At 74.3% G+C, this 21,585-nt stretch carries 16 protein-coding genes and 1 pseudogene; 7 read left to right on the forward strand and 10 right to left on the reverse strand.

The features are described from left to right. Positions 1 to 130 precede the first annotated feature (130 nt). The 3 genes from ACFC0B_RS22220 to ACFC0B_RS22230 all read left to right on the forward strand — a co-directional run bounded on the left by ACFC0B_RS22220 (position 131) and on the right by ACFC0B_RS22230 (position 5,154). Positions 131 to 1,315, forward strand: a complete 1,185-nt coding sequence (locus tag ACFC0B_RS22220; protein WP_376088279.1) for an ROK family protein — start codon at positions 131 to 133, stop codon at positions 1,313 to 1,315. A gap of 247 nt (positions 1,316 to 1,562) precedes the next feature. After that, a complete protein-coding gene (gene dxs, locus ACFC0B_RS22225; RefSeq protein ID WP_376088282.1) occupies positions 1,563 to 3,479 on the forward strand; it encodes a 1-deoxy-D-xylulose-5-phosphate synthase in 1,917 nt (638 codons plus the stop codon). Between the two features lie 133 nt (positions 3,480 to 3,612). Next, positions 3,613 to 5,154 carry an ArnT family glycosyltransferase gene (locus ACFC0B_RS22230; RefSeq protein WP_376088285.1) on the forward strand — a complete coding sequence of 514 codons (1,542 nt, stop codon included), beginning with the start codon at positions 3,613 to 3,615 and terminating at the stop codon, positions 5,152 to 5,154. A 90-nt stretch (positions 5,155 to 5,244) separates the two neighbouring features. On the opposite strand, the gene ACFC0B_RS22235 is transcribed toward ACFC0B_RS22230, so the two are convergent. From ACFC0B_RS22235 to ACFC0B_RS22255, 5 genes are all read right to left on the reverse strand, one after another. Continuing rightward, positions 5,245 to 7,389 (reverse strand): 3-hydroxyacyl-CoA dehydrogenase NAD-binding domain-containing protein, encoded by a 2,145-nt coding sequence (locus tag ACFC0B_RS22235; protein WP_376088288.1) that lies wholly within the window; start codon positions 7,387 to 7,389, stop codon positions 5,245 to 5,247. Between the two features lie 2 nt (positions 7,390 to 7,391). After that, positions 7,392 to 8,609: a thiolase family protein gene (locus tag ACFC0B_RS22240; RefSeq protein WP_376088291.1), complete on the reverse strand. Its 1,218-nt coding sequence runs from the start codon at positions 8,607 to 8,609 to the stop codon at positions 7,392 to 7,394. Positions 8,610 to 8,857: 248 nt separating this feature from the next. Further along, positions 8,858 to 10,111 (reverse strand): HRDC domain-containing protein, encoded by a 1,254-nt coding sequence (locus ACFC0B_RS22245; protein WP_376088294.1) that lies wholly within the window; start codon positions 10,109 to 10,111, stop codon positions 8,858 to 8,860. A 166-nt stretch (positions 10,112 to 10,277) separates the two neighbouring features. Then, on the reverse strand, positions 10,278 to 10,994 hold the full coding sequence (locus tag ACFC0B_RS22250; protein WP_376088297.1) for a LuxR C-terminal-related transcriptional regulator: 717 nt from the start codon (positions 10,992 to 10,994) through the stop codon (positions 10,278 to 10,280). A gap of 317 nt (positions 10,995 to 11,311) precedes the next feature. Next, positions 11,312 to 11,974, reverse strand: a complete 663-nt coding sequence (locus tag ACFC0B_RS22255; protein ID WP_376088300.1) for a DUF3000 domain-containing protein — start codon at positions 11,972 to 11,974, stop codon at positions 11,312 to 11,314. Positions 11,975 to 12,118: 144 nt separating this feature from the next. Between ACFC0B_RS22255 and hemE the strand changes: the two genes are divergently transcribed. After that, positions 12,119 to 13,234, forward strand: coding sequence for a uroporphyrinogen decarboxylase (gene hemE / locus ACFC0B_RS22260; protein ID WP_376088303.1), 1,116 nt, complete (start codon positions 12,119 to 12,121; stop codon positions 13,232 to 13,234). Between the two features lie 76 nt (positions 13,235 to 13,310). Here hemE and ACFC0B_RS22265 read toward each other — a convergent pair whose 3' ends face one another. Both ACFC0B_RS22265 and ACFC0B_RS22270 read right to left on the reverse strand, forming a co-directional pair. Continuing rightward, complete coding sequence (locus ACFC0B_RS22265) at positions 13,311 to 14,393, reverse strand: DUF4349 domain-containing protein (protein WP_376088306.1); 1,083 nt, start codon at positions 14,391 to 14,393, stop codon at positions 13,311 to 13,313. A 136-nt stretch (positions 14,394 to 14,529) separates the two neighbouring features. After that, positions 14,530 to 15,003 carry a DUF523 domain-containing protein gene (locus tag ACFC0B_RS22270; protein ID WP_376088309.1) on the reverse strand — a complete coding sequence of 158 codons (474 nt, stop codon included), beginning with the start codon at positions 15,001 to 15,003 and terminating at the stop codon, positions 14,530 to 14,532. Positions 15,004 to 15,254: 251 nt separating this feature from the next. Here ACFC0B_RS22270 and ACFC0B_RS22275 point away from each other — a divergent pair, with 251 nt between their 5' ends. From ACFC0B_RS22275 to hemQ, 3 genes are read left to right on the forward strand one after another with little or no spacing between them, the layout of a single operon-like run. Beyond that, positions 15,255 to 15,851, forward strand: a complete 597-nt coding sequence (locus ACFC0B_RS22275) for a Uma2 family endonuclease (protein WP_376088312.1) — start codon at positions 15,255 to 15,257, stop codon at positions 15,849 to 15,851. A gap of 34 nt (positions 15,852 to 15,885) precedes the next feature. Beyond that, positions 15,886 to 17,322, forward strand: coding sequence for a protoporphyrinogen oxidase (gene hemG / locus ACFC0B_RS22280; RefSeq protein WP_376088315.1), 1,437 nt, complete (start codon positions 15,886 to 15,888; stop codon positions 17,320 to 17,322). After that, a complete protein-coding gene (hemQ, locus tag ACFC0B_RS22285) occupies positions 17,319 to 18,044 on the forward strand; it encodes a hydrogen peroxide-dependent heme synthase (protein WP_376088318.1) in 726 nt (241 codons plus the stop codon). The genes hemG and hemQ overlap by 4 nt, the downstream gene beginning before the upstream one ends. A 57-nt stretch (positions 18,045 to 18,101) precedes the next feature. Here hemQ and ACFC0B_RS22290 read toward each other — a convergent pair whose 3' ends face one another. From ACFC0B_RS22290 to ACFC0B_RS22300, 3 genes and pseudogenes are all read right to left on the reverse strand, one after another. Further along, complete coding sequence (locus tag ACFC0B_RS22290) at positions 18,102 to 18,878, reverse strand: TIGR04222 domain-containing membrane protein (protein WP_376088321.1); 777 nt, start codon at positions 18,876 to 18,878, stop codon at positions 18,102 to 18,104. A gap of 95 nt (positions 18,879 to 18,973) precedes the next feature. Then, positions 18,974 to 20,062, reverse strand: a complete 1,089-nt coding sequence (locus ACFC0B_RS22295) for a TIGR04222 domain-containing membrane protein (RefSeq protein ID WP_376088324.1) — start codon at positions 20,060 to 20,062, stop codon at positions 18,974 to 18,976. Positions 20,063 to 20,151: 89 nt separating this feature from the next. Further along, positions 20,152 to 21,584 (reverse strand): annotated as a pseudogene (locus ACFC0B_RS22300) (DUF692 domain-containing protein). Position 21,585: the final 1 nt, after the last annotated feature.

A 21,585-nucleotide genomic window follows, 5' to 3' on the forward strand; every position in this document is an offset into this window, starting at 1 on the left:
GCACGCACCCAGACGCCGCACGGCCCGCCCTTCGGGCGGACGACGGGAGTCTGACGCCAGGCCCTAGGCTTCAGGACTTGAAAGGGGACGCCCGGCGGAGGGGTCCCCACGCCCTTGGGAGGGTGGAATCATGTCGACGGACACTCCGGGCTCGCAGTCCTCGCTGCACCGGGCCAACCTGGAGCGGGTGCTCCGGGCGGTGCGGATGGCCGGCTCGCTGACCCAGGCCGAGATCGCCCGCGGTACCGGCCTCTCGGCGGCCACCGTGTCCAACATCGTCCGGGAACTGAAGGAGAGCGGCACCGTCGTGGTGGCCGACACCTCCGCCGGCGGCCGGCGCGCCCGCAGCGTCTCCCTCAGCGGGGACGCGGGCATCGTGGTGGGGATCGATTTCGGCCACACCCATCTCAGGGTCGCCGTCGGCAACCTCGCCCACCGGGTGCTCGCCGAGGAGAGCGCCCCGATGGACGTCGACGTCTCCGCGGCCCAGGGCTTCGAGCGGGCCGAGGCGCTGGTCGAGCGGCTGCTCGCGGAGGCCGGCTTCCGGTCCGACAAGGTGATCGGCGTGGGCCTCGGCGTCCCCGGCCCGATCGACGTGGAGACCGGCGCGCTGGGCTCCACCGCGATCCTGCCGGGCTGGACGGGCATCGCTCCCGGCCGTGAGCTGGCCGAGCGGCTCGGCCTGCCGGTGCACGTCGACAACGACGCCAACCTCGGCGCGCTGGGCGAGCTGGTCTGGGGCGCCGGCCGGGGCCTGAGCGACCTCGCCTACATCAAGGTCGCCAGCGGCGTCGGCGCCGGCCTGGTGGTCAACGGACAGATCTACCGGGGGCCGGGCGGCACCGCGGGCGAGATCGGCCACATCACCCTGGACGAGGCCGGCCCGGTCTGCCGCTGCGGCAACCGCGGCTGCCTGGAGACCTTCGTCGGCTCCCGCTACCTCCTGAACCTGCTCACCCCCACCCTCGGCACCGGGCTCACCCTGCCCCGGGTGGTGGAGCTGGCCCGCGAGGGCGACCTCGGCTGCCGCCGGGTGATCGCCGACGCCGGCCGGCAGATCGGCACCGGCGTGGCCACCCTGTGCAACCTGCTCAACCCGCGCCGGGTGATCCTCGGCGGCGACCTCGCCGACGCCGGTGAGCTGGTGCTCGCGCCGATCCGCGACTCGGTGGCCCGCTACGCGATCCCCAGCGCCGCCCGCCAGCTCTCGGTGGTCCCGGGCACCCTGGGCGGCCGCGCCGAGGTCCTGGGCGCGCTCGCGCTGGTGATGAGCGAGGCGGGCGACTCCAGCGCCCTCGCGGTCGCCCGGCCCTGACCGCCGCCGCCCGGTCCTGACCGCCGCCGCCCGCCGCTCGTCCGCCCCGCGGCCGGGCGCGCCGACACGCCGGTTTTTCTCGTTCACTCGAAAGAGTGACCGTCGAGGTGGCTGGCGCGTACCGGCCGTCGACACCGGACGCCCCGCCCGGTGTTCGGTAGGCGGACATTAGACTCGACCGGTCGACACCGGGCAGCGACGCCCGTCGGGCCCCCGCGGTCCGCGAACACTGAACGAGGAGGAACGGGTGGCCCTGCTGACCCGCATTCGGGGACCGCGCGATCTCGACCGGCTCACGCCCGGACAGCTGGCCGCCCTGGCCCAGGAGATCCGGACCTTCCTGGTGACCGAGGTCTCCAAGACGGGCGGCCACCTCGGCCCGAACCTCGGCGTGGTGGAGCTCACCATCGCGCTGCACAAGGTCTTCGACTCCCCGCGCGACCGGATCCTCTTCGACACCGGCCACCAGAGCTACGTCCACAAGCTGCTCACCGGCCGCCAGGACTTCTCCCGGCTGCGCACCAAGGGCGGCCTGTCCGGCTACCCGTCGCGCGCCGAGTCCGAGCACGACGTGATCGAGAACTCGCACGCCTCCACCGTCCTCTCCTACGCGGACGGCCTGGCCAAGGCCAACCAGCTGCTCGGGAAGAACGACCCGGTGGTGGCCGTGATCGGCGACGGCGCGCTGACCGGCGGCATGGCCTGGGAGGCGCTCAACAACATCGCCGACGCCAAGGACCGCCCGGTCGTCATCGTCGTCAACGACAACGAGCGCTCCTACTCGCCCACCATCGGCGGCATGGCCAACCACCTCGCCACCCTGCGCACCACCCAGGGCTACGAGCGCTTCCTGTCCTGGGGCAAGGACGCGCTGCAGCGCACCCCGGTGGTCGGCCAGCAGCTCTTCGAGACCCTGCACGGCGCCAAGAAGGGCCTGAAGGACTTCATCGCCCCGCAGGGCATGTTCGAGGACCTCGGCCTCAAGTACATCGGCCCGATCGACGGCCACGACCTCACCGCCCTGGAGTCCGCGCTCACCAAGGCGCGCGGCTTCGGCGGCCCGGTGATCGTGCACTGCCTCACCGAGAAGGGCCGCGGCTACCACGCCGCCGAGAACAACGACGAGGACCGCTTCCACGCGGTCGGCGTGATCCACCCGGAGACCGGCCTGCCGATCAAGAGCTCCGGCAAGGACTGGACCTCGGTCTTCGCCGAGGAGATGGTCGAGCTCGGCCGCGAGCGCGAGGACATCGTCGGCATCACCGCCGCGATGCTCCACCCGGTGGGCCTGGCCCCGTTCGCCGAGGCCTTCCCGGACCGCATCTTCGACGTCGGCATCGCCGAGCAGCACGCCGTCACCAGCGCGGCCGGCCTGGCCACCGGCGGCCTGCACCCGGTCTTCGCGGTCTACGCGACCTTCCTCAACCGGGCCTTCGACCAGGTGCTGATGGACGTCGCCCTGCACAAGCTGGGCGTCACCTTCGTGCTGGACCGCTCCGGCGTCACCGGCAACGACGGCGCCTCCCACAACGGCATGTGGGACATGTCGATCCTGCAGGTCGTCCCCGGCCTGCGGCTCGCCGCCCCGCGCGACGCCGACCAGCTCCGCGCCCAGCTGCGCGAGGCCGTCGAGGTCCAGGACGCCCCGACCGTGGTGCGCTACTCCAAGGGCTCGGTCGGCCCGGCCGTCCCGGCGGTCGGCAAGGTCGGCGGCATGGACCTGCTGCGCGCGGCCGTGCCCGACTCCCTCGGGGAGGCCGAGGAGGGCCGCCGGGCCGATGTGCTGATCGTCTCGGTCGGCGCGCTCGCCCCGATGTGCCTGGAGGTGGCCGACCTGCTGGCCGCCCAGGGCATCAGCTCGACCGTGGTGGACCCGCGCTGGGTCAAGCCGGTCGACCGGGCGCTGCCGGGCCTGGCCGCCGAGCACCGGGTGGTCGTCACCGTCGAGGACAACGGCCGGGTCGGCGGCGTCGGCGCGGCGGTCGCCCAGGCGCTGCGCGACGCGGACGTGGACCTGCCGCTGCGCGACTTCGGCATCCCGCAGGAGTTCCTGGACCACGCCTCGCGGCCCGAGATCCTCGCCGAGATCGGCCTCACCGCCCCGGACATCGCCCGCCAGGTGACCGCCCTGGTCTCCCGCCTCGACGTGGCCGTGGAGGCCTGAGGGCCGCCGCCCGCCGCCTCGCCCGGGCCGTTGTGTGACAGCTCTGTACCAGTCGCACCGGCCCGGGGCCGATAATCGCACCAAAGGCGGGACCGGCGCTGCCCGCGCCGATCCCGCCCGGTAGGTTGTCATCGTGCCGACCCCCACCCGATCCCGCCTGACCGCGCTCGCCGAGCGCCTGCCCCTGGGGGTACCCCCGGCCACCGGCTGGGAGCGTGTGAGGACCGGCTACTGGACGCGGCTGGTGCCGCTGCTGGCCCTGGTGGCCCTGCTCACCCACCTGCCGTCCTTCGTCCGCCCGGTGTGGAGCCCCGACGAGGGCTTCCTGGCCACCCAGGCCCGGATGCTCGCCGACGGAGGCGTGCTCTACGACACCGTGGTGGACCGCAAGCCGCCGCTGCTGCCCTGGCTCTACCAGGCCTGCTTCGCCGTCTTCGGCTCCGCCTCGCTCTGGCCGCTGCGCACCCTGGCGGTGGTCGCCCACCTGGTCACCGCGATCCTGCTGGCCTCGATCGCCCGCGGCCGCTGGGGCGACCGGGCCGGCGTCGGCGCGGGGCTGCTCTACCTGCTGGTCTCCATCGGGCTCTCCCCGGAGGACACCCAGGCGGCGACCTTCGAGGTCTTCATGCTGCCCGCCATGGTGGCCGCCTTCCGCTACGCCGAGCGCCGCCGCTGGCTGGCCGCCGGCATCGCGGTGGCGCTCTGCTCGCTGACCAAGCAGACCGGCGGCGCGGTGCTGCTGCCGGTGCTCTGGATGCTCTACCAGGACGCCCGCCGGCGCGGCGTGCGCTGGGTCCCCGCCCTGCTCAAGATCGGCTTCGGCTTCACCCTGCCGATAGCGCTGGTCGCGGTGATCCTCACCAAACCCAAGGGCTTCCTGTTCTGGGTGGTCACCGGCAGCGGCGACTACGCCACGGTCGGCGGCGCCTGGCTGCAGATGCTCGGCCGGGCGCTCGGCAACTCGGCGATCCTGATCGGCGCCGGCCTGGGCTTCCTGCTGCCGGTGGGCCGCCGGCTCTGGCTGAAGCACCGGCACCGCCCGCTGCCGGTCGCCGGCGAGGAGCACGGCTCCACCACCGACCTGTGGACGTGGCTGCTCTCCTCGGTCGTCGCGGTCAGCATGGGCTTCCACTTCTTCGGCCACTACTACCTCCAGCTGATGCCGCCGCTGGTGCTGCTGGGGACCGGGGCGATCGCCACCTCGGCCGTCCGCTGGAAGCCGGTGCTGGCGTACACGACGGCCGCCGCCACCTTCTTCTGGGGCCTGGCGCTGGCCTGGCCGGGGGAGCGGCTGGACCGCACCACCGAGGTCGCCACCGCGGTCGCCGCGCAGACCACCCCCAAGGACACCGTGCTGGTCTGGGGCATGCACCCGGAGCTGTACTGGCTCGCCGACCGCAAGCCCGCCACCCGGTACCTCACCGCGGGCTTCCTGACCAACTACAGCGGCGGCAAGGACGGCAGCCCCAACGTCGGCGAGCAGTTCTCGATGGCCGACGCCTGGCAGACCTTCGACCAGGAGATCGCCAAGAGCCTGCCCGAGGTCGTCGTCGACGACTCCGGCCTCGCGCCCTACCAGCCCGGCATGATCCCGAAGATCGAGAACCTGCTGGAGACCCACTACGAGATGGTCGGCGTCTTCGCCGACACCGTCGTCTACCGCCTCAAGCGCTGAGACGGCCTCCCGGGGCCGTCGGACACGCCCCGCGCGCAACGGGAAGGGCCCCGGTGACCGATCGGTCACCGGGGCCCTTCCGCGTTCCTGCTAGGCGGGCACCGAGGCCACACCCGGGGCGAGGAAGCGCTTGCCGTTCACCCGCTCCGAGACGCCCTCGCGGTCCAGGTACGGGGTGATCCCGCCCAGGTGGAAGGGCCAGCCGGCGCCGGTGATCATGCAGAGGTCGATGTCCTGCGCCTCGGCGACGACACCCTCCTCCAGCATCAGGCCGATCTCCTGGGCGACGGCCTCCAGGGCGCGGCCGAGGACCTGCTCCTCGGTCAGCACGGTGTCGCCGAAGGAGAGCAGCTCCAGCACCTCGGGGTCGAGGACCTGCTTGCCGTCCACCCAGGTGTAGAAGCCGCGCTTGCCGGCCTTGACGACCTTGCCGAGGTTCTCGGAGACGGTGAACCGCTCCGGGAACGCGCCGTGCAGGGTCTCCGAGACGTGCAGGGCGATGGCCGGGCCGACCAGCTCCAGCAGCACGATCGGGGACATCGGCAGGCCGAGCGGCTCGACGCCCTTCTCGACGGTGGCGATCGGGGTGCCCTCGTCGATGATGTTCTGGATCTCGCCCATGAAGCGGGTCAGGATCCGGTTGACCACGAACGCCGGGGCGTCCTTGACCAGCACCGAGGTCTTCTTCAGCTTCTTCGAGACGCCGAAGGCGGTGGCCAGCGAGGCGTCGTCGGTCTTCTCGCCGCGGACGATCTCCAGCAGCGGCAGGATCGCGACCGGGTTGAAGAAGTGGAAGCCGACGACCCGCTCCGGGTGCTTCAGCTTCGAGGCCATCTCGGTGACCGAGAGCGAGGAGGTGTTGGTCGCCAGCACGCAGGTCGGCGAGACCACGTTCTCCAGGTCCGCGAAGACGGTCTGCTTGACGCCCATCTCCTCGAACACGGCCTCGATCACGAAGTCGGCGTCGCCGAAGGCCGCGGCCTTGTCGAGCGAGCCGGAGACCAGGCCCTTGAGGCGGTTGGACTTGTCCTTGCCGATCCGGCCCTTCTCCAGCAGCTTGTCGATCTCGGCGTGGACGTAGCCCACACCCTTGTCGACGCGCTCCTGGTCGATGTCGGTGAGGACCACCGGCACCTCCAGCCGGCGGGCGAACAGCAGCGCCAGCTGCGAGGCCATCAGACCGGCGCCGACGACGCCGACCTTGCCGACCGGGCGGGCCAGCGACTTGTCCGGGGCGCCGACCGGGCGCTTGGCCCGGCGCTGCACCAGGTTGAAGGCGTAGATGCCGCTGCGCAGCTCGCCGCCCATGATGAGGTCGGCCAGGGCCGCGTCCTCGGCGTCGAAGCCGGCCTGCAGGTCCGCGCTGTCGAGCGTCGCGGTCTTGACCTGGGCGATGATGTCCAGCGCCCGGTACGCGGCCGGGGCCGCCCCGTGCACCTTGGCGTCGGCGACCAGCCGGCCCCAGGCGACGGCGTCGTCCCAGGCCTTGCCGCGGTCGATCGCCTCGCGCTCGACGACCAGGTCGCCCTTGAGGACGCGGGCCGCCCAGAGCAGCGACTGCTCCAGGAAGTCGGCCGGCTCGAAGATCGCGTCGGCGATCCCCAGCTCGAACACGTCCTTGCCCTTGAGCTGCTTGTTCTGCGCCATCGAGTTCTCGATGATCACCTTGACGGCCTTGGCCGGGCCGATCAGGTTCGGCAGGATGCTGCAGCCGCCCCAGCCGGGGACCAGGCCGAGGAAGACCTCGGGCAGCGAGAACGCCGGGACGCCCGCCGACACCGTGCGGTAGTCGCAGTGCAGGCCGACCTCGACGCCGCCGCCCATCGCCGCGCCGTTGTAGAAGGCGAAGGTCGGGACGGGCAGCGCGGCGATCCGCTTGAAGACCTCGTGGCCGCCCTTGCCGATGGCCAGCGCGTCCGCGTGCTCCTTGAGCAGCTCGACGCCCTTGAGGTCGGCGCCGACCGCGAAGATGAACGGCTTGCCGGTGATCGCGGCACCGACGACGGCGCCCTCGGCGGCCTCCGCCTCGACCTGGTCCAGCGCCTCGTTCAGCTTGAGCAGCGAGCCCGGGCCGAAGGTGGTCGGCTTGGTGTGGTCGAAGCCGTTGTCCAGGGTGATCAGGGCGAGCCGGCCGGCCTGCAGCGGCAGGTCCAGGTGGCGCACGTGCGCGGTGGTGACGACCTCGCCGGGGAAGAGCTCGGCGGCGCGGGTCAGCAGCTCAGTCGTGGTGCTCATGCTCACTTACCACCCTCGAAGTGGGGGTTCTCCCAGACGATGGTGCCGCCCATGCCGAAGCCGATGCACATCGTGGTGAGGCCGTAGCGGACGTCCGGGCGCTGCTCGAAGCGGCGGGCCAGCTGGTTCATCAGGCGCACGCCGGAGGAGGCCAGCGGGTGGCCGAAGGCGATCGCGCCGCCGTACGGGTTGACCCGCTCGTCGTCGTCCGCGATGCCGTAGTGGTCCAGGAAGGCCAGCACCTGGACGGCGAAGGCCTCGTTGACCTCGAACGCGCCGATGTCGTCGATCGTCAGACCGGCCTTGGCCAGCGCCTTCTCGGTGGCCGGCACCGGGCCGATGCCCATCACCTCGGGCTCGACGCCCGCGAAGGCGTACGAGACCAGGCGCATCCTGACCGGCAGGCCCAGCTCCTCGGCCACGTCCTCGGCGGCCAGCAGCGAGGCGGTGGCGCCGTCGTTGAGACCGGCCGAGTTGCCCGCGGTGATGTTGCCGTGCGGGCGGAACGGGGTCTTGAGCCCCGCCAGGTTCTCCAGCGTGGTGCCCGGGCGCATCGGCTCGTCCACGGTGGCCAGGCCCCAGCCGGTCTCGCCGACCTCGGGGTTGGTGTTGCGGACCGAGATCGGCACCAGGTCGGGCTGGATGTCGCCGTTGGCGTACGCCTTGGCGGCCTTCTCCTGAGAGCGCACGGCGTAGGCGTCGCAGCGCTCCTTGGTCAGGTGCGGGAACCGGTCGTGCAGGTTCTCCGCGGTCATGCCCATGAACAGGGCGGACTCGTCGACCAGCTTCTCGGAGACGAAGCGCGGGTTCGGGTCGACGCCCTCGCCCATCGGGTGGCGGCCCATGTGCTCGACGCCGCCGGCCACGACCACGTCGTACGCGCCGAAGGCGATGCCGCCGGCGGTGGTGGTCACGGCGGTCAGCGCGCCGGCGCACATGCGGTCGATCGCGTAACCGGGGACGGACTTCGGCAGGCCGGACAGCAGCGCGGCGGTGCGGCCGATGGTCAGACCCTGGTCACCGATCTGCGTGGTGGCCGCGATGGCGACCTCGTCGATGCGCTCGACGGGCAGGTTCGGGTTGCGGCGCACGAGCTCCCGGATGCACTTGACGACCAGGTCGTCGGCGCGGGTCTCGTGGTAGATGCCCTTCGGGCCGGCCTTGCCGAACGGGGTGCGGACGCCGTCGACGAAGACGACGTCCCTCACGGTACGAGGCACGGGGGCTCTCCTCCCAGGGACCAACGGTTCAGGTGGGCAGGCTGCCGCTCACCGTCCCACGGGGGGACGCGGGCGGCGCCGCCTGTCGGCCATGCTACCCGTCGGTAACCTCTCTGCCCAGGCCCGGACGCCGCATCACCCGGTGTGTCCCCCGCCACTGTGACTCAAGCGCCCGGACGCGAGCGGGCATGACGAAGGGGACGCCGCCCTCCGCGGGCGACATCCCCTTCTCTCCGCTCGTCCGCCGCTCAGCCCTGCTGCGCCGCCGCGGTCGCCGCCTTGGCGAAGGCGTCCGCCAGCACCGGGGCGACCTGGTCGACCTGCCACTGGCGGGCGCCCAGCCGGCGCAGCGCCGCGGCCACGTTCGCCGCGGAGGCGTCGGCCGGCGGCTCCCAGGACACCCGGCGGACCAGGTCCGGGGTGATCAGGTTCTCGGCGGGCAGGTGGTGCCGCTCGGCCAGCTCGCTGACCGCGGCGCGCGCCCCGCTCAGCCGGGCGGCCGCGACCGGGTCCTTCTCGGCCCAGGCGCGCGGCGGCGGCGGGCCGTCGTGCGGCGCGGCGGCCGGCGGCAGCTGGTTCTCCGGCACCTCCCGCCCGCGCTGGACGGCGGCCAGCCACTGCTCCAGCTGGCGCCGGTGCACCCGCGGCCCGAAGCCCTGGACGGCCTGCAGCGCGGCGATGTTCAGGGGCATGGCCAGCGCGGCGTTGACGATCGCGGCGTCCGACAGGACCCGGCCGGGCGAGACGTCCCGCTCCTGTGCCGTCCGGTCGCGGGCGAGCCACAGCTCGCGCACCACGGCCAGCTGGCGGCGCCGGCGCACCTTGTGCAGCTGCGAGGTGCGGCGCCAGGGGTCGGTCCGCGGGGCCGGGCGGGGGGCGGCGGCGATCGCCGCGAACTCCTCCAGGGCCCAGCCGAGCTTGCTCTGGGCGTCCAGCTCCCGTTCGAGTGCGTCACGCAGCTCGACCAGCACCTCGACGTCCAGAGCGGCGTAGCGCAGCCACGGCTCGGGCAGCGGGCGGGTGGACCAGTCGACCGCGGAGTGCTCCTTGGCCAGGCTCAGCCCGAGCACGCTCTCGGTCATCGGTCCGAGGCCGACCCGGGCGAAGCCGGCGATCCGGCCGGCCAGCTCGGTGTCGAACAGGCGCTGGGGTCTCATGCCCACCTCGGCCAGGCAGGGCAGGTCCTGGGTGGCGGCGTGCACCACCCATTCGGTGTCCGCGAGAACCGCGCCCAGCGCGCCGAGGTCGGGGCAGGCGATCGGGTCGATCAGCGCGGTACCGGCGCCCGCGCGGCGCAGCTGGATGAGGTACGCCCGCTGGCCGTAGCGGTAGCCGGAGGCCCGCTCGGCATCGACGGCGACCGGTCCGGTTCCCGCCGCGAAGGCGGCGATGGTGGCGGCCAGCGCCTGCTCGTCCGCCACGACCGGAGGGATCCCCTCCTTCGGTTCGAGGAGCGGGACCGGGGCTGCTTCTTCTGGGATGGCTGCTACGGCGTCGGTCACTCCCCAAGGGTACGACGGACCCCGCGACCGGGAGTGTTGTCGGACTGGTCAGACCGATGCGGGAGGCGCCGCGGCACCGCCCGGCGGGGGTGTCCGGGTGCTCCCCAGCACGCTGCGGCGGCCCCGGAGGAAACGTTCCTCCAGAGCCGCCGCGGCGGTGGCCGTCTCAGTGGATGATGCCGGTGCGCAGCGCGACGGCGACCATCCCGGCGCGGTCGCCGGTGCCGAGCTTGCGGGCGATCCGGGCGAGGTGGCTCTTCACGGTCAGCGCCGAGAGGCCCATCGCCACGCCGATCGCCTTGTTCGACTGGCCCTCGGCCACCAGCCGCAGCACCTCCACCTCGCGCCCGGACAGCTCGCGGTAGGCGGCCTGCTGCGCGCCCGGCGCACCGTGCGCCCCGGGAGCGCCCGGCGCCCCGTGCACGCCCGGCATGCCCGGCATCCCGGGCCGGCGCATCCGCCCGGCCAGTCCGGCGGCGCCGAGCGGCAGGCCGGGGCGGCCCGGCATGGCCACGTTGGTGCGGGTACCGGTGACGACGTAGCCCTTGACCCCGCCGGCCAGCGCGCTGCGCACGGCGCCGATGTCGTCGGCGGCGGAGAGCGCCAGCCCGTTGGGCCAGCCGGCGGCGCGGGTCTCGGCCAGGATGGTGAGTCCGGAGCCGTCGGGGAGGTGCACGTCGGCGACGCAGATGTCGCGCGGGGTGGAGACCCGGGGACGGGCCTCGGCGATCGAGGACACCTCGATCACGTCCCGGACGCCGAGCGCCCAGAGGTGACGGGTGACGGTGTTTCGGACGCGGGGATCCGCGATGACCACCATGGCGGTGGGCTTGGTCGGGCGGTAGGCGACCACGTTTGCGGGGTGCTCAAGAAGGACCGACACCAGGCCTCCTGCGGGAGTGGCGGACGGAACCCCGAGGGGGCGGTCGGAGTGTTCCGCGTTCGGAAAGGGTCACAGTCTGCTTCGGCAGCATCCGTGCCCGGCTTTAGCGAAAGATCACGATCTAGTGAGTCACAATACGGACAAATCGCGCAGATGACTGATGCGACATGCGTGGAATTCGTACAAAATCGATCAGATCCAGCGCAAACCGGTCAGTTCCGAGCGCGTTGTTGACGGAGAGCCGCACTGAAGTCACACTCTGTCAGCCTTGGGGGTGGCGGGGCGTCCACCGGTGACGCCCCGGCGAGCGCCACTCCTCAGTGCGAACGGGGGCGTCGCCGCGCGGGCATCGGGACCACTCCACCGAGTGACGTGACGTCCGCGGGGGAGTGCGGGGCCGGGGCGGCCGGCGGCAGGCCCGCGCTGATGCAGAGCAGGTCCCCCCAGGCCGCCAGGTGCCGCTCGAAGCGGCCGTCGGCCGGCGTCCAGGACGCCCGGATCTCGATCTCGGTGCTGGAGGCCCGGTCCGCCAGCCCGCCGAAGTACTGCGAGGCGGACAGCGACACCGTGCCGGAGGGCTCCGCGTACCCGGCGCCGTGCGCCTGCAGCGCGTCCAGCAGCCAGGCCCAGCCGACCTCGGAGATCATCGGGTCGCCGGCCATCTCCGGCTCCAGCTCGGCCCGGGTCATGGTGACCACCCGGAAGTCCCCGTTCCAGGCCTCCTGCCCGGCCGGGTCGTGCAGCAGCACCAGCCGGCCGTCGGCCAGCTCCTCGCCGTCCACCTCGACGGCGGCGGTCAGCGCGAAGGCGTGCGGCGCCAGCCGGCGCGGCGCCGGGGCGGGGGAGAGGACGAGCTCGGGGCGCAGCCGGGCCTCGGAGAGCGCCTCCACGGCGGCCCGGAACTCGCTCGGCGCCGCCTCCCGACCCGTTCCGCCACCTGCTCCGCCACCCTGTGCGGGGTGCCCTCCGACCGCTGCCATGACCCGAAGACTAGGTCGAAAAGCCGGGTAATCGCCGCAACTTCTTCCCGCGCGGCGCGCCGGGGCGGCAATCCGGCCAGATCTTGGAGGAACCGACGAGGCCACCGGGGCGGAGGGGCCCGGGCCGCGTGCGAAGATTTGGGCGTGAGCGAGACGACGGCAGACACCCCGGCAGTCCCCCCGACCGGTGCCACCCCCGGTCAGCAGCCCGACGCGCGCCGCGGGGCCGCGTACGACTCGGCGTTCCTCCGCGCCTGCCGGCACGAGCCGGTACCGCACACCCCGGTGTGGTTCATGCGCCAGGCCGGCCGCTCGCTGCCCGAGTACCTGAAGGTCCGCGAGGGCATCCCCATGCTGGAGTCCTGCATGCGGCCCGAGCTGGTCAAGGAGATCACCCTCCAGCCGGTGCGCCGGCACAAGGTGGACGCGGCGATCTTCTTCAGCGACATCGTGGTGCCGCTCAAGGCGATCGGCATCGACGTCGACATCAAGCCCGGCATCGGCCCGGTCATCGCCGATCCGATCCGCACCGCCGAGGACCTCAAGCGGCTGCGCCCGCTGGAGCCGGACGACGTCCCCTACGTCACCGAGGCCGTCGGCCTGCTCGTCGACGAGCTGGGCGGCACCCCGCTGATCGGCTTCGCCGGCGCCCCCTACACGCTGGCCAGCTACCTGGTCGAGGGCGGCCCGTCCAAGAACCACGAGAACACCAAGGCCATGATGTACGGCGCGCCCGAGCTGTGGGCCGCCCTGGTCGACCGGCTGGCCGACATCACCTCCGCCTTCCTCAAGGTCCAGATCGAGGCCGGCGCCTCCGCCGTCCAGCTGTTCGACTCCTGGGTCGGCGCGCTCGCCCCGGACGACTACCGCCGCTCGGTCATGCCGGCCAGCACCAAGGTGTTCGACGCGGTCGCCGGCTACGGCGTGCCGCGGATCCACTTCGGCGTCGGCACCGGCGAGCTGCTCGGCCTGATGGGCCAGGCCGGCGCCGACGTGGTCGGCGTCGACTGGCGGGTCCCGCTGAACGTCGCCGCCGAGCGGGTCGGCCCCGGCAAGGGCCTGCAGGGCAACCTCGACCCGGCGGTGCTGTTCGCGCCGACCAGGGCCGTCGAGACCAAGGCCCGCGAGGTGCTGCACGCCGCCCAGGCGCTCGGCACCAGCGGCCACATCTTCAACCTCGGCCACGGCGTGCTGCCCAGCATGGACCCGGACGCGCTCTCCCGCCTGGTCGCCTTCGTGCACGAGGCCAGCGCCCGCTGACGCCCCGCGACGGCGACGGGCCCCGTCCCGGTTCCCCCGGGCCGGCGCCCGCCGCCGTCGCCGTCGCGCCCGGCGGTCAGGGCGTCCGCCGCTCCTCTCCCGGCTTCTCCTCCTGGCCCTCCTCCTCAGGCTCGCGACCGGTGGAGTCCTCGGCCGGCGGCGGTGCGAAGCCCGGGACCGGCTCCCGGTCCCGACCGGTACGCCCCGCCGCCCGCGTCCACCGGCGGAGGACCACCCGGACCACCGCCGCGATCGGCACCGCGACCAGCAGGAACGGCAGCAGCGCGGCCACCGCCACGAAGAGCCCGCGCACGATCGCGAACAGCACGCGCCAGCCGCCGCCCAGCGCCGAGCCGACCGAGGCCCAGAAGCCGTCGTCCTCCTCCTCCGGGGCCGGTGCGTCGGGCCGGGCGGTCTCCTGCGGGCGCACGTCCAGCGTGATGGTGGACAGCGAGGTCCGCGCCGACAGCTCCTTCACCTGCTTCTGCAGCGACTCCAGGTCCGCCTCCCGGCGGCTCAGCTCGCTCTCCAGACTGACGACCTCGGCCAGCGTCTTCGCCTGCGCCATCAGCGCCCGCACCCGGTCCACGCTCGCCTGCTGGCTCTGCATCCGGCTGTTGACGTCGGCGACCTGCTGGGTCAGGTCCTCCGCCTGGCTGCGCCGGGAGAGCACCTCGCCCAGTCCGGCCAGCTGGTCCAGCGTCTGCTGGAACGCCGCCGACGGCACCTTCACCGTGACCTGGCCGCTCTGCGGAGCGGCGGTCGGCCCGGTGCCGCCGGTGCCGCTCGCCGTCTCGGCCGACACATAGCCGCCCGCGGCGACCGCCAGCCCGCGGGCGCGCGCCAGCGCCTCGTCCACCGTCGCCGTCCGCACCGTCAGCTGCGCCGAGTACGCGATCTGCCGGGCGTCCACCACCGGGGCCGTCCGGGCCGCCGGGTCCTGCCCGGTCTCCGCGGCCTTGGGCGCCGCCGAGGCGGCCGCGCCCGGCACGCCCGGCGCGGAGTCCCCCTTGGCCGCCTCCCCGGCGGCGGCCTGCGCGGGGGCAGCCGCCGCGTTGTCGCGGACACCGCCCTCGCTCGCCGAGCACCCCGCCGCCAGCGCCGCAGCCGCGGCCGCCACCGCCGCCAGCGCCCCCGCTCTTCGCCGTCCTCTTCCCACCTTCGGGCCCTCCCGCGTCGACCGACCGGCGTCCCCGCTCCGGGACGCTCGGACCATTCGACGGGACCAGGCCCGGATCGGATCCGCCCGGTACATCGCGGCTTGGTCACGTCTCGGCCGCGGACCGGACAAGGCGTCAGACCGCCTCCACCGCGATCCCCGCCCGCCGCAGCAGCGCCGCCGTCACCCCGTCCCCGGGCCGCAGCGTCCCGCCGAAGGTGCCGTCGTACACCTCCCCGCACCCGCAGGACGGACTGCGCGCCATCAGCAGCGCCCGCCGCGCCCCCGCCGCCTCGGCCGCGGCCAGCGCCGCCCGCGCCCCGGCCACGAACTCCTCCGTGCGGTCCGCCCCGGTCGCGTCCACCACCCGCGCCCGCCCGTCCAGCACGTCCGCCCCGTTCCCGCCCACGATCTCCGCCGCCGGCCGCGGCGTCGGCAACCCGCCCGCCCCCTCCGGGCACACCACCACCCCGCGCCCCTCCGCCACCAGCCCGCCGACCACCCGCGCCGCCTTCGCCCGCCCGTCGTACCGACACGGCACCCCGGCCAGACACGCACTCACCAGCACCTTCCCGTCGGTGCCCTCGAACGCCACCGTCTTGTCCACCACCGGCCACTCCCATCCGTCCGGGTCCGCGAACCGCACCTCTATCACAGGCGGCCACCCGCTGTGATCAACACCGGACGGCTTCACCCGTCAGGGCCGCCGCGGAGGGAATCCCTCATCGAGTGCCACGCCGGGGTGGCCAGCGTACGGCCGTGTCCGAACTGGCCGACTGGATGTACCCGCCCGCCCCGCCCCGCGGCCCCGGCGTGCGGATGAACCCCTACGTCCGCTGCGAAGTCGCTACCGTGGAGCCCATGAGTGAGCTGCCGGAGTGGATGTACCCGCCCCGCATCGAGGGGTGGTTCGCCGAGGACCTCGACCGCCTCCCGCAGGCGCCGCGCCACACCGAACTGATCGACGGAGCACTGGTCTTCATGATGTCCCCGCAGCGTTGGTGGCACGGCGAGCTTGTCACCGATCTGGTCATCGCCTTGCGCGGCCAGGTACCTGAGGGCAGCAGGGTCGGGCGGGAGATGACGATCAGGCTCGACAAGCGGAACCGCCCCGAGCCCGACCTGATCGTGACCACCGCCGAGTACGAACCCGGCCGGACGCAGTTCGCACCGAACGAGGTCTCCCTCGTCGTGGAGGTCGTCTCTCCCGAGTCCGCCCACCGGGACCGCGTCGTCAAGGTGCGGAAGTACGCCGAGGCCGGCATCCCGCACTACTGGCTGATCGAGGAGGAGGACGGCCTGCCGGTGGTGCACGCCTACGAACTCGACCGGCCGACCTCCGCCTACGTCGCGGCCGGGATCTTCCGGAAGCGGCTGGAGCGGCCGGTGCCGTTCCCCCTCGACATCGACCTCGACGCGCTCGTCCCCGCCCCCAGGGCGAAGCGTGCAGCGGATTGAGGCAAAGGTGTAAGGACCTGCGAGACTGCGAGGCATGGCGCAAGCACATGTCGTGGTGATCGGCGGCGGTATCGCGGGACTGACCGCGGCCGCCGTGCTCGGTGGGGCGGCGGGGGAGCCGGCCCGGGCGCGGGTGACGTTGGTGGAGGCGTCGGAGCGGCTGGGCGGGAAGCTGTGGGGCGGCGAGGTCGGCGGGGTCCGGGTGGACCTCGGGGCCGAGTCGATGCTGGCCCGGCGGCCGGAGGCGGTCGAGCTGGCGCGGGCGGTCGGGCTCGGGGAGCGGCTGGAGCCGCCGACCACCGCCAAGGCCGCGATCTGGACCCGGGGCGCGCTGCGGCCGCTGCCCGGCGGGCAGGTCATGGGCGTTCCCGGGGACCTCGCCGCGCTGGCGGACTCCGGGGTGCTGAGCCCCGAGGGGCTGGAGCGGGCCCGGCACGAGGTGGCCGGCGAGGCGGTCGCGGACGACGTCGCGATCGGCCGGTACATCGCCGAGCGGCTCGGCCGCGAGGTGGTGGACCGGCTGGTGGAGCCGCTGCTGGGCGGCGTCTACGCCGGGCACGCCGACGAGATCTCGCTGCGCGCCGCGGTGCCCGCGCTGCTGCCGCTCGCCCGGGGCGGCGGGTCGCTGCTCGACGGGGTGCGCGAGCTGGCCGGCCGGCCGAGGACCGCCGACACCCCCGTCTTCCAGGGCCTGCGCGGCGGCCTCGGCACCCTGCCGGCGGCGGTCGCCGCGGCCTGCGCCGAGGCCGGCGTCGAGCTGCGCACCCGCACCGAGGTGACCGCGCTGCGCCGCACCGCCGACGGCTGGCGGGTGACCACCGGCGACGGCGACACCCTGGACGCGGCCGCCGTGGTGCTGGCCGTGCCCGCGCCCGCCGCCGCCCGGCTGCTGCGCGCCGACGCGCCGGCCGCGGCCGCCGAGCTGGACGGCGTCGAGTACGCCGGGATGGCGCTGGTCACCCTGGCCTTCCGCCGCGCCGACCTGCCCGAGCCCCCGGCCGGCAGCGGCTTCCTCGTCCCGCCGGTGGACGGCCGCCGGATCAAGGCGTCGACGTTCTCCTCCAACAAGTGGGGCTGGCTGGAGCGCTCCGCCCCGGACGCCTTCGTGCTGCGCACCTCGCTGGGGCGGCTGCACGAGGAGGAGCCGCTGGAGCTGGACGACGCGGAACTGGTCGCCCGCTCGCTGGCCGACCTGGGCGAGGCGATCGGTCTGACCGCCCGCCCCTACGACACCGCCGTCACCCGCTGGCGGGCCGGACTGCCGCAGTACCCGGTCGGCCACCTGGACCGGGTCGCCCGGATCCGGGCGGCCGCCGACCGGGTGGGCGCGCTGGCGCTGTGCGGGGCGGCGTACGACGGCGTCGGCATCCCGGCGTGCATCGCGAGCGCCCGGGCGGCCGTCGCCGGGCTCGACAGAGTGTTGACCCCGCCGGCCGGGGCGAACGTCACGGAGAGGACAATGGGCGCATGACTGAGACCGTTGAGCAGCAGGCCGCCGAGCAGCCCGCGAAGAAGAAGGCGCGGGACCTGAACCAGGTCATCCGCTACACCATGTGGTCGGTGTTCAAGCTCAAGGGCGCCCTGCCCGAGGACCGCACCGGTCTGGCCGCCGAGGTCGACGAGCTGTTCGCCCAGCTCGCCGCCAAGGACGTCACGGTGCGCGGCACCTACGACGTGTCCGGTCTGCGCGCCGACGCCGACCTCATGGTCTGGTGGCACGCCGAGGACTCCGACGACCTGCAGGAGGCGTACAACCGCTTCCGCCGCACCGGCCTGGGCCGGCTGCTGGAGCCGGTCTGGTCGAACATGGCGCTGCACCGCCCGGCGGAGTTCAACAAGTCGCACATCCCGGCGTTCCTCGCCGACGAGCGCCCGCGCGACTACGTCTGCGTCTACCCGTTCGTCCGCTCCTACGAGTGGTACCTGCTGCCGGACGCCGAGCGGCGCGCGATGCTCGCCGAGCACGGCCAGATGGCGCGCGGCTACCCGGACGTGCGGGCCAACACGGTCGCCTCGTTCGCGCTGGGCGACTACGAGTGGCTGCTCGCCTTCGAGGCGGACGAGCTGCACCGGATCGTGGACCTGATGCGCGACCTGCGCCCGTCCCGGGCCCGGCTGCACGTCCGCGAGGAGGTGCCGTTCTTCACCGGCCGCCGCAAGCCGGTCGCCGAGCTGGTCAACGGCCTGGTCTGAGCACGCGACGCCCGCGCGAAGGGGTCCCGTCCGCACCGGACGGGGCCCCTTCCCGTGTCACTGCCGCCGCAGCGCGGCGCGGAGCCGGGCGTCCGGGAGGGCGGCGGGGCCGTTCATGGCGACGGCGGTGAGCAGTTCGCGCTCGTCGTCGTCGATGAGCCCGTGCTGGCGCGGCGGGCGGACCTCGCGGAGCACCTCCTGGCCGACCGGCGAGGCCCAGTGGGTGTAGGGGTAGACGTCGACCCGGGCCATCAGCAGGGTGCCCGAGGTGAGCACCAGCGGCAGTGAGAACCAGGCCAGCGGGGTCAGCGCGTCACCGTCCACCAGGCCGCCGACGACCAGGGCGGCGGCCAGCATCACCAGCGACAGCAGCAGCGCCTGCCGGACCTGCCGGACCACCAGCACGGTGTGCCGCTGGACGGCGGCCGGGGTGGCCAGCCCGGCCAGCGAGAGCCGGCTGCCGATCTCCAGCACGGTCGGGTGGGCGGCCATCGCCGCCCGCAGATCCTCGGTGCGGCACTGGCCCTCCGGGCCGACGGTGGCGACCACCGCGCGTTCCAGCCGGCTGCGCCCGCGCGGGTCGACGACGGTGGTCCAGCCGGTGTGGGCGAGATGCAGCCGGCCCCGGGAGGCCATCAGGACGAGGGCGAGCTCGACGACCCGGTCCGGACCGCCGGCCAGGTAGGCCGTCTCGTACAGCCCGATGCCGACCGCCTCGGGCGGCCGCGGGCCTCCCTGACCGGAGTACGCGTCGGCTGCGGCGGTCATCCGGACCAGCCGGATGCAGGAGAGCACCGCGGCGACGCAGGCCGGGAGCAGGAAGAGCAACCACATGGGGTTGTTGTAGTCCCGGCCGCGCCGCACGCGGAACGTGTTCCCGGACCGCGATACCGAACTGTGACGTCCGGCGGGCCCGTCGGTCCCGGTGATCAGGAACCGCAGCCTCCGCCGCAGCTGGATCCGCAGCTGGAGGACGAGGAGGACCCGCAGCCGGAGCCGGAGCCCGAGGAACTGCCGCCGCAGCCGGTGCTCCCGCCGCAGCTCGAACCCGAGGAGCCGGAGGAACCGGAGGAGTCGGACGAGCCGGAGGAGCCGGAGGAGTCGGAGGACGAGCCGCACCAGACCGCCGGGCCGGAGCTGCACGAACCGCCCGAGGAGCCCGAGGAGCCGGAGGAGCCGGCACCGGACGAGGAGGACGCGGAGTAGCCGGCCGCCCTGGCCGTCTGGTCGGCGGCCGCGGAGGCGAGCAGGGCCTGCTGCAGTTCCTCGTCGGCGAACTCGGCGGCGCCGACGGCGGCCAGACCGCCGAGCGCGATCGCGCCGAGCAGGGCGGCGTCGGCGTTCCGGGCCCCGTTGCGGGGCGTCCACGTCTTGCCGTCGTCGACCAGCGAGAGCTGGCGGCGCCCGGCCGGGGTGATCCGGCCCCTGGGCGGCCGGGTGGCCAGCAGGGAGGTCAGGCCGACGGCGAGCAGCAGCAGCGGGATCCACAGCGCGGGCCGCTCGTATCCCGGCTCGTCGGAGTCGAGCAGGTAGGCGGCGGCGGTGAAGCCGGCCGCGACCAGCAGCGCGAGCCGGATCAGCCGGTGCGCGGTCCTCGCCCGGTCCAGCTTGACGGGGTTGCGCAGCAGGCCCCGGCCGGCGAGTTCGTCGCCGATCGCCTGGACACCCGGCGAGCGCATCACGGCGAGGCGCAGCGGGGCGAGGTCGCGGCTGCGGGTCGGGCCGACCGCGTCGACGATCTCGCGCTCGACCTTGTCGTACGGCTTGTCGGCGGTGAGGGTGACCAGGCCGGCGCGGTTGACCACGACGTGGCCGGCCCGGTGCATCCGGACCAGGGCGGTGTCGAAGACCCGGCCGGGGCCGCCGGACAGGAAGGCGGCGTCGAGCAGCGGGATACCGCGGCCGGGCAGCCCCTTGGGGTTGGGGACGCGCTGTGCGGCCTGCCGGGCCCGGGAGGCCCACAGGACGGCGGCGGTCAGCAGGACGGCGGGGACGAGGTAGTAGGCGTTGTGCCACATGGGTGGTTCCCCCGGGTGGTGAGACGTGGTTCCGGCGCGCGCGGCGCCGTGGTTCGGACGGTGCTGGGGTGCGGGGCCGGACGCGTGGCTCAGGCGTCGCGGCCGGGGCGTAGCAGGCGCCTCAGGCGGGTGAGCGGGCCCGGCGGCCGTTCCGGGGCCGGGTCGAGCCACCGCGCCAGCGACCGGCGGGCGGCGGCGTCCGGGCCCGTGCCCTGGCCTGCGCCCTCGTCGGCGCCCTCGATGAGCGCCCAGGCGGCGAAGGCCCGGGCGTCGGCGCGGTAGCCGCCGGTCTGCGGGTGGCTGCGGGCGTAGGCGAGGAACAGCGGGCCGTACCGCGGGCCGAGCAGGCGGGGCAGCTCCGGGGCGACCTTGGCGGCGGTGTCGCGGCGCTTGGCGGCCAGGCCGGCGGCCTGCGCGCGCACCTGCGCGGGGTCGAAGCCGGGCGGCACCGGGCCGCCGGCCACCAGGGCGGTGAGCAGGTCGGTCTGCCGGGCGGCGAGCCGGGCGCGGGCGGCGTCCGTGGAAGCGGCGGTGGAGGTGTCGGTGGCGGTTTCGGTGGCGGCGTCCGGGCCGGCCGGGCGGAGGGGGGTCACCGTGCGGCACCGCCGTCCAGCACCCGCCGGATGGCGTCGAGTTCGGCGGCCAGCTCGGCCGGCGGCGGGAACGCGGCGTCGCGCTCCAGCAGCACCCCGGGCGGGGCGACCCGGGCGCACAGCTCGGCCAGCACCTCCAGCACCGGCTCGGTGACCGGGTGGGCGTGGGTGTCGTGCCAGACGCCGTCGACCATGGTGCCGCCCGCGACGTGCACGTAGGCGAGCGCCTCCAGCGGCAGGCGGTCCAGCTCGGCGGCCGGGTCGACGCCGAGGTTGACCCGGTTGGTGTGCAGGTTGGCGACGTCGATCAGCAGCCGCACGCCGGTCCGCTCGACCAGCTCGGCGAGGAACTGCCCCTCGGTCAGCTCGTCGTCCGGCCAGGCCAGCTGGGCGGCGATGTTCTCCAGGGCGAGCGGGACCGGCAGCTGGTCCTGGGCGATCCGGACGTTCTCGGCGATCACCCGCAGGGCGTCGCGCGAGCGCGGCACCGGCAGCAGGTGGCCGGCCTCCAGGCCGCCGGCCCGGACGAACGCCAGGTGCTCGGTGACCAGCGGAGAGCCGAGCGCCCCGGCGGTCCCGGCGAGCCGGGCGAGGCGGGCCGGGTCGGGCCGCTCGGCGCCGCCGAGGCCGAGGCCGACGCCGTGCGGGACCACGGTGAGGCCGCGGTCGAGCAGGATCCGCAGGGACTCCGGGAGGTGGTCGGCGCAGACGTTCTCGGCGACCACCTCGACCCAGTCCAGGCCGGGCTGCCGTTCGACCACGGTGTCGATCTCGCTGCGCCAGCCGAGGCCGACGCCGAGCCGGCGCGCGGTCCCGGCGGTGCCGGTGGTGCCGGTGGTGCCGGTGGTCGTGGCGGTCCCGGTGGTGCCGTCGGTGCCCGTCGTCGGTGCGGGCGCGTGCGGTGCGGTGCGCAGGGCAGGGGAAGTCATC

This window comes from Kitasatospora sp. NPDC056184 (genome assembly GCF_042268405.1).
Classification (GTDB): domain Bacteria; phylum Actinomycetota; class Actinomycetes; order Streptomycetales; family Streptomycetaceae; genus Kitasatospora.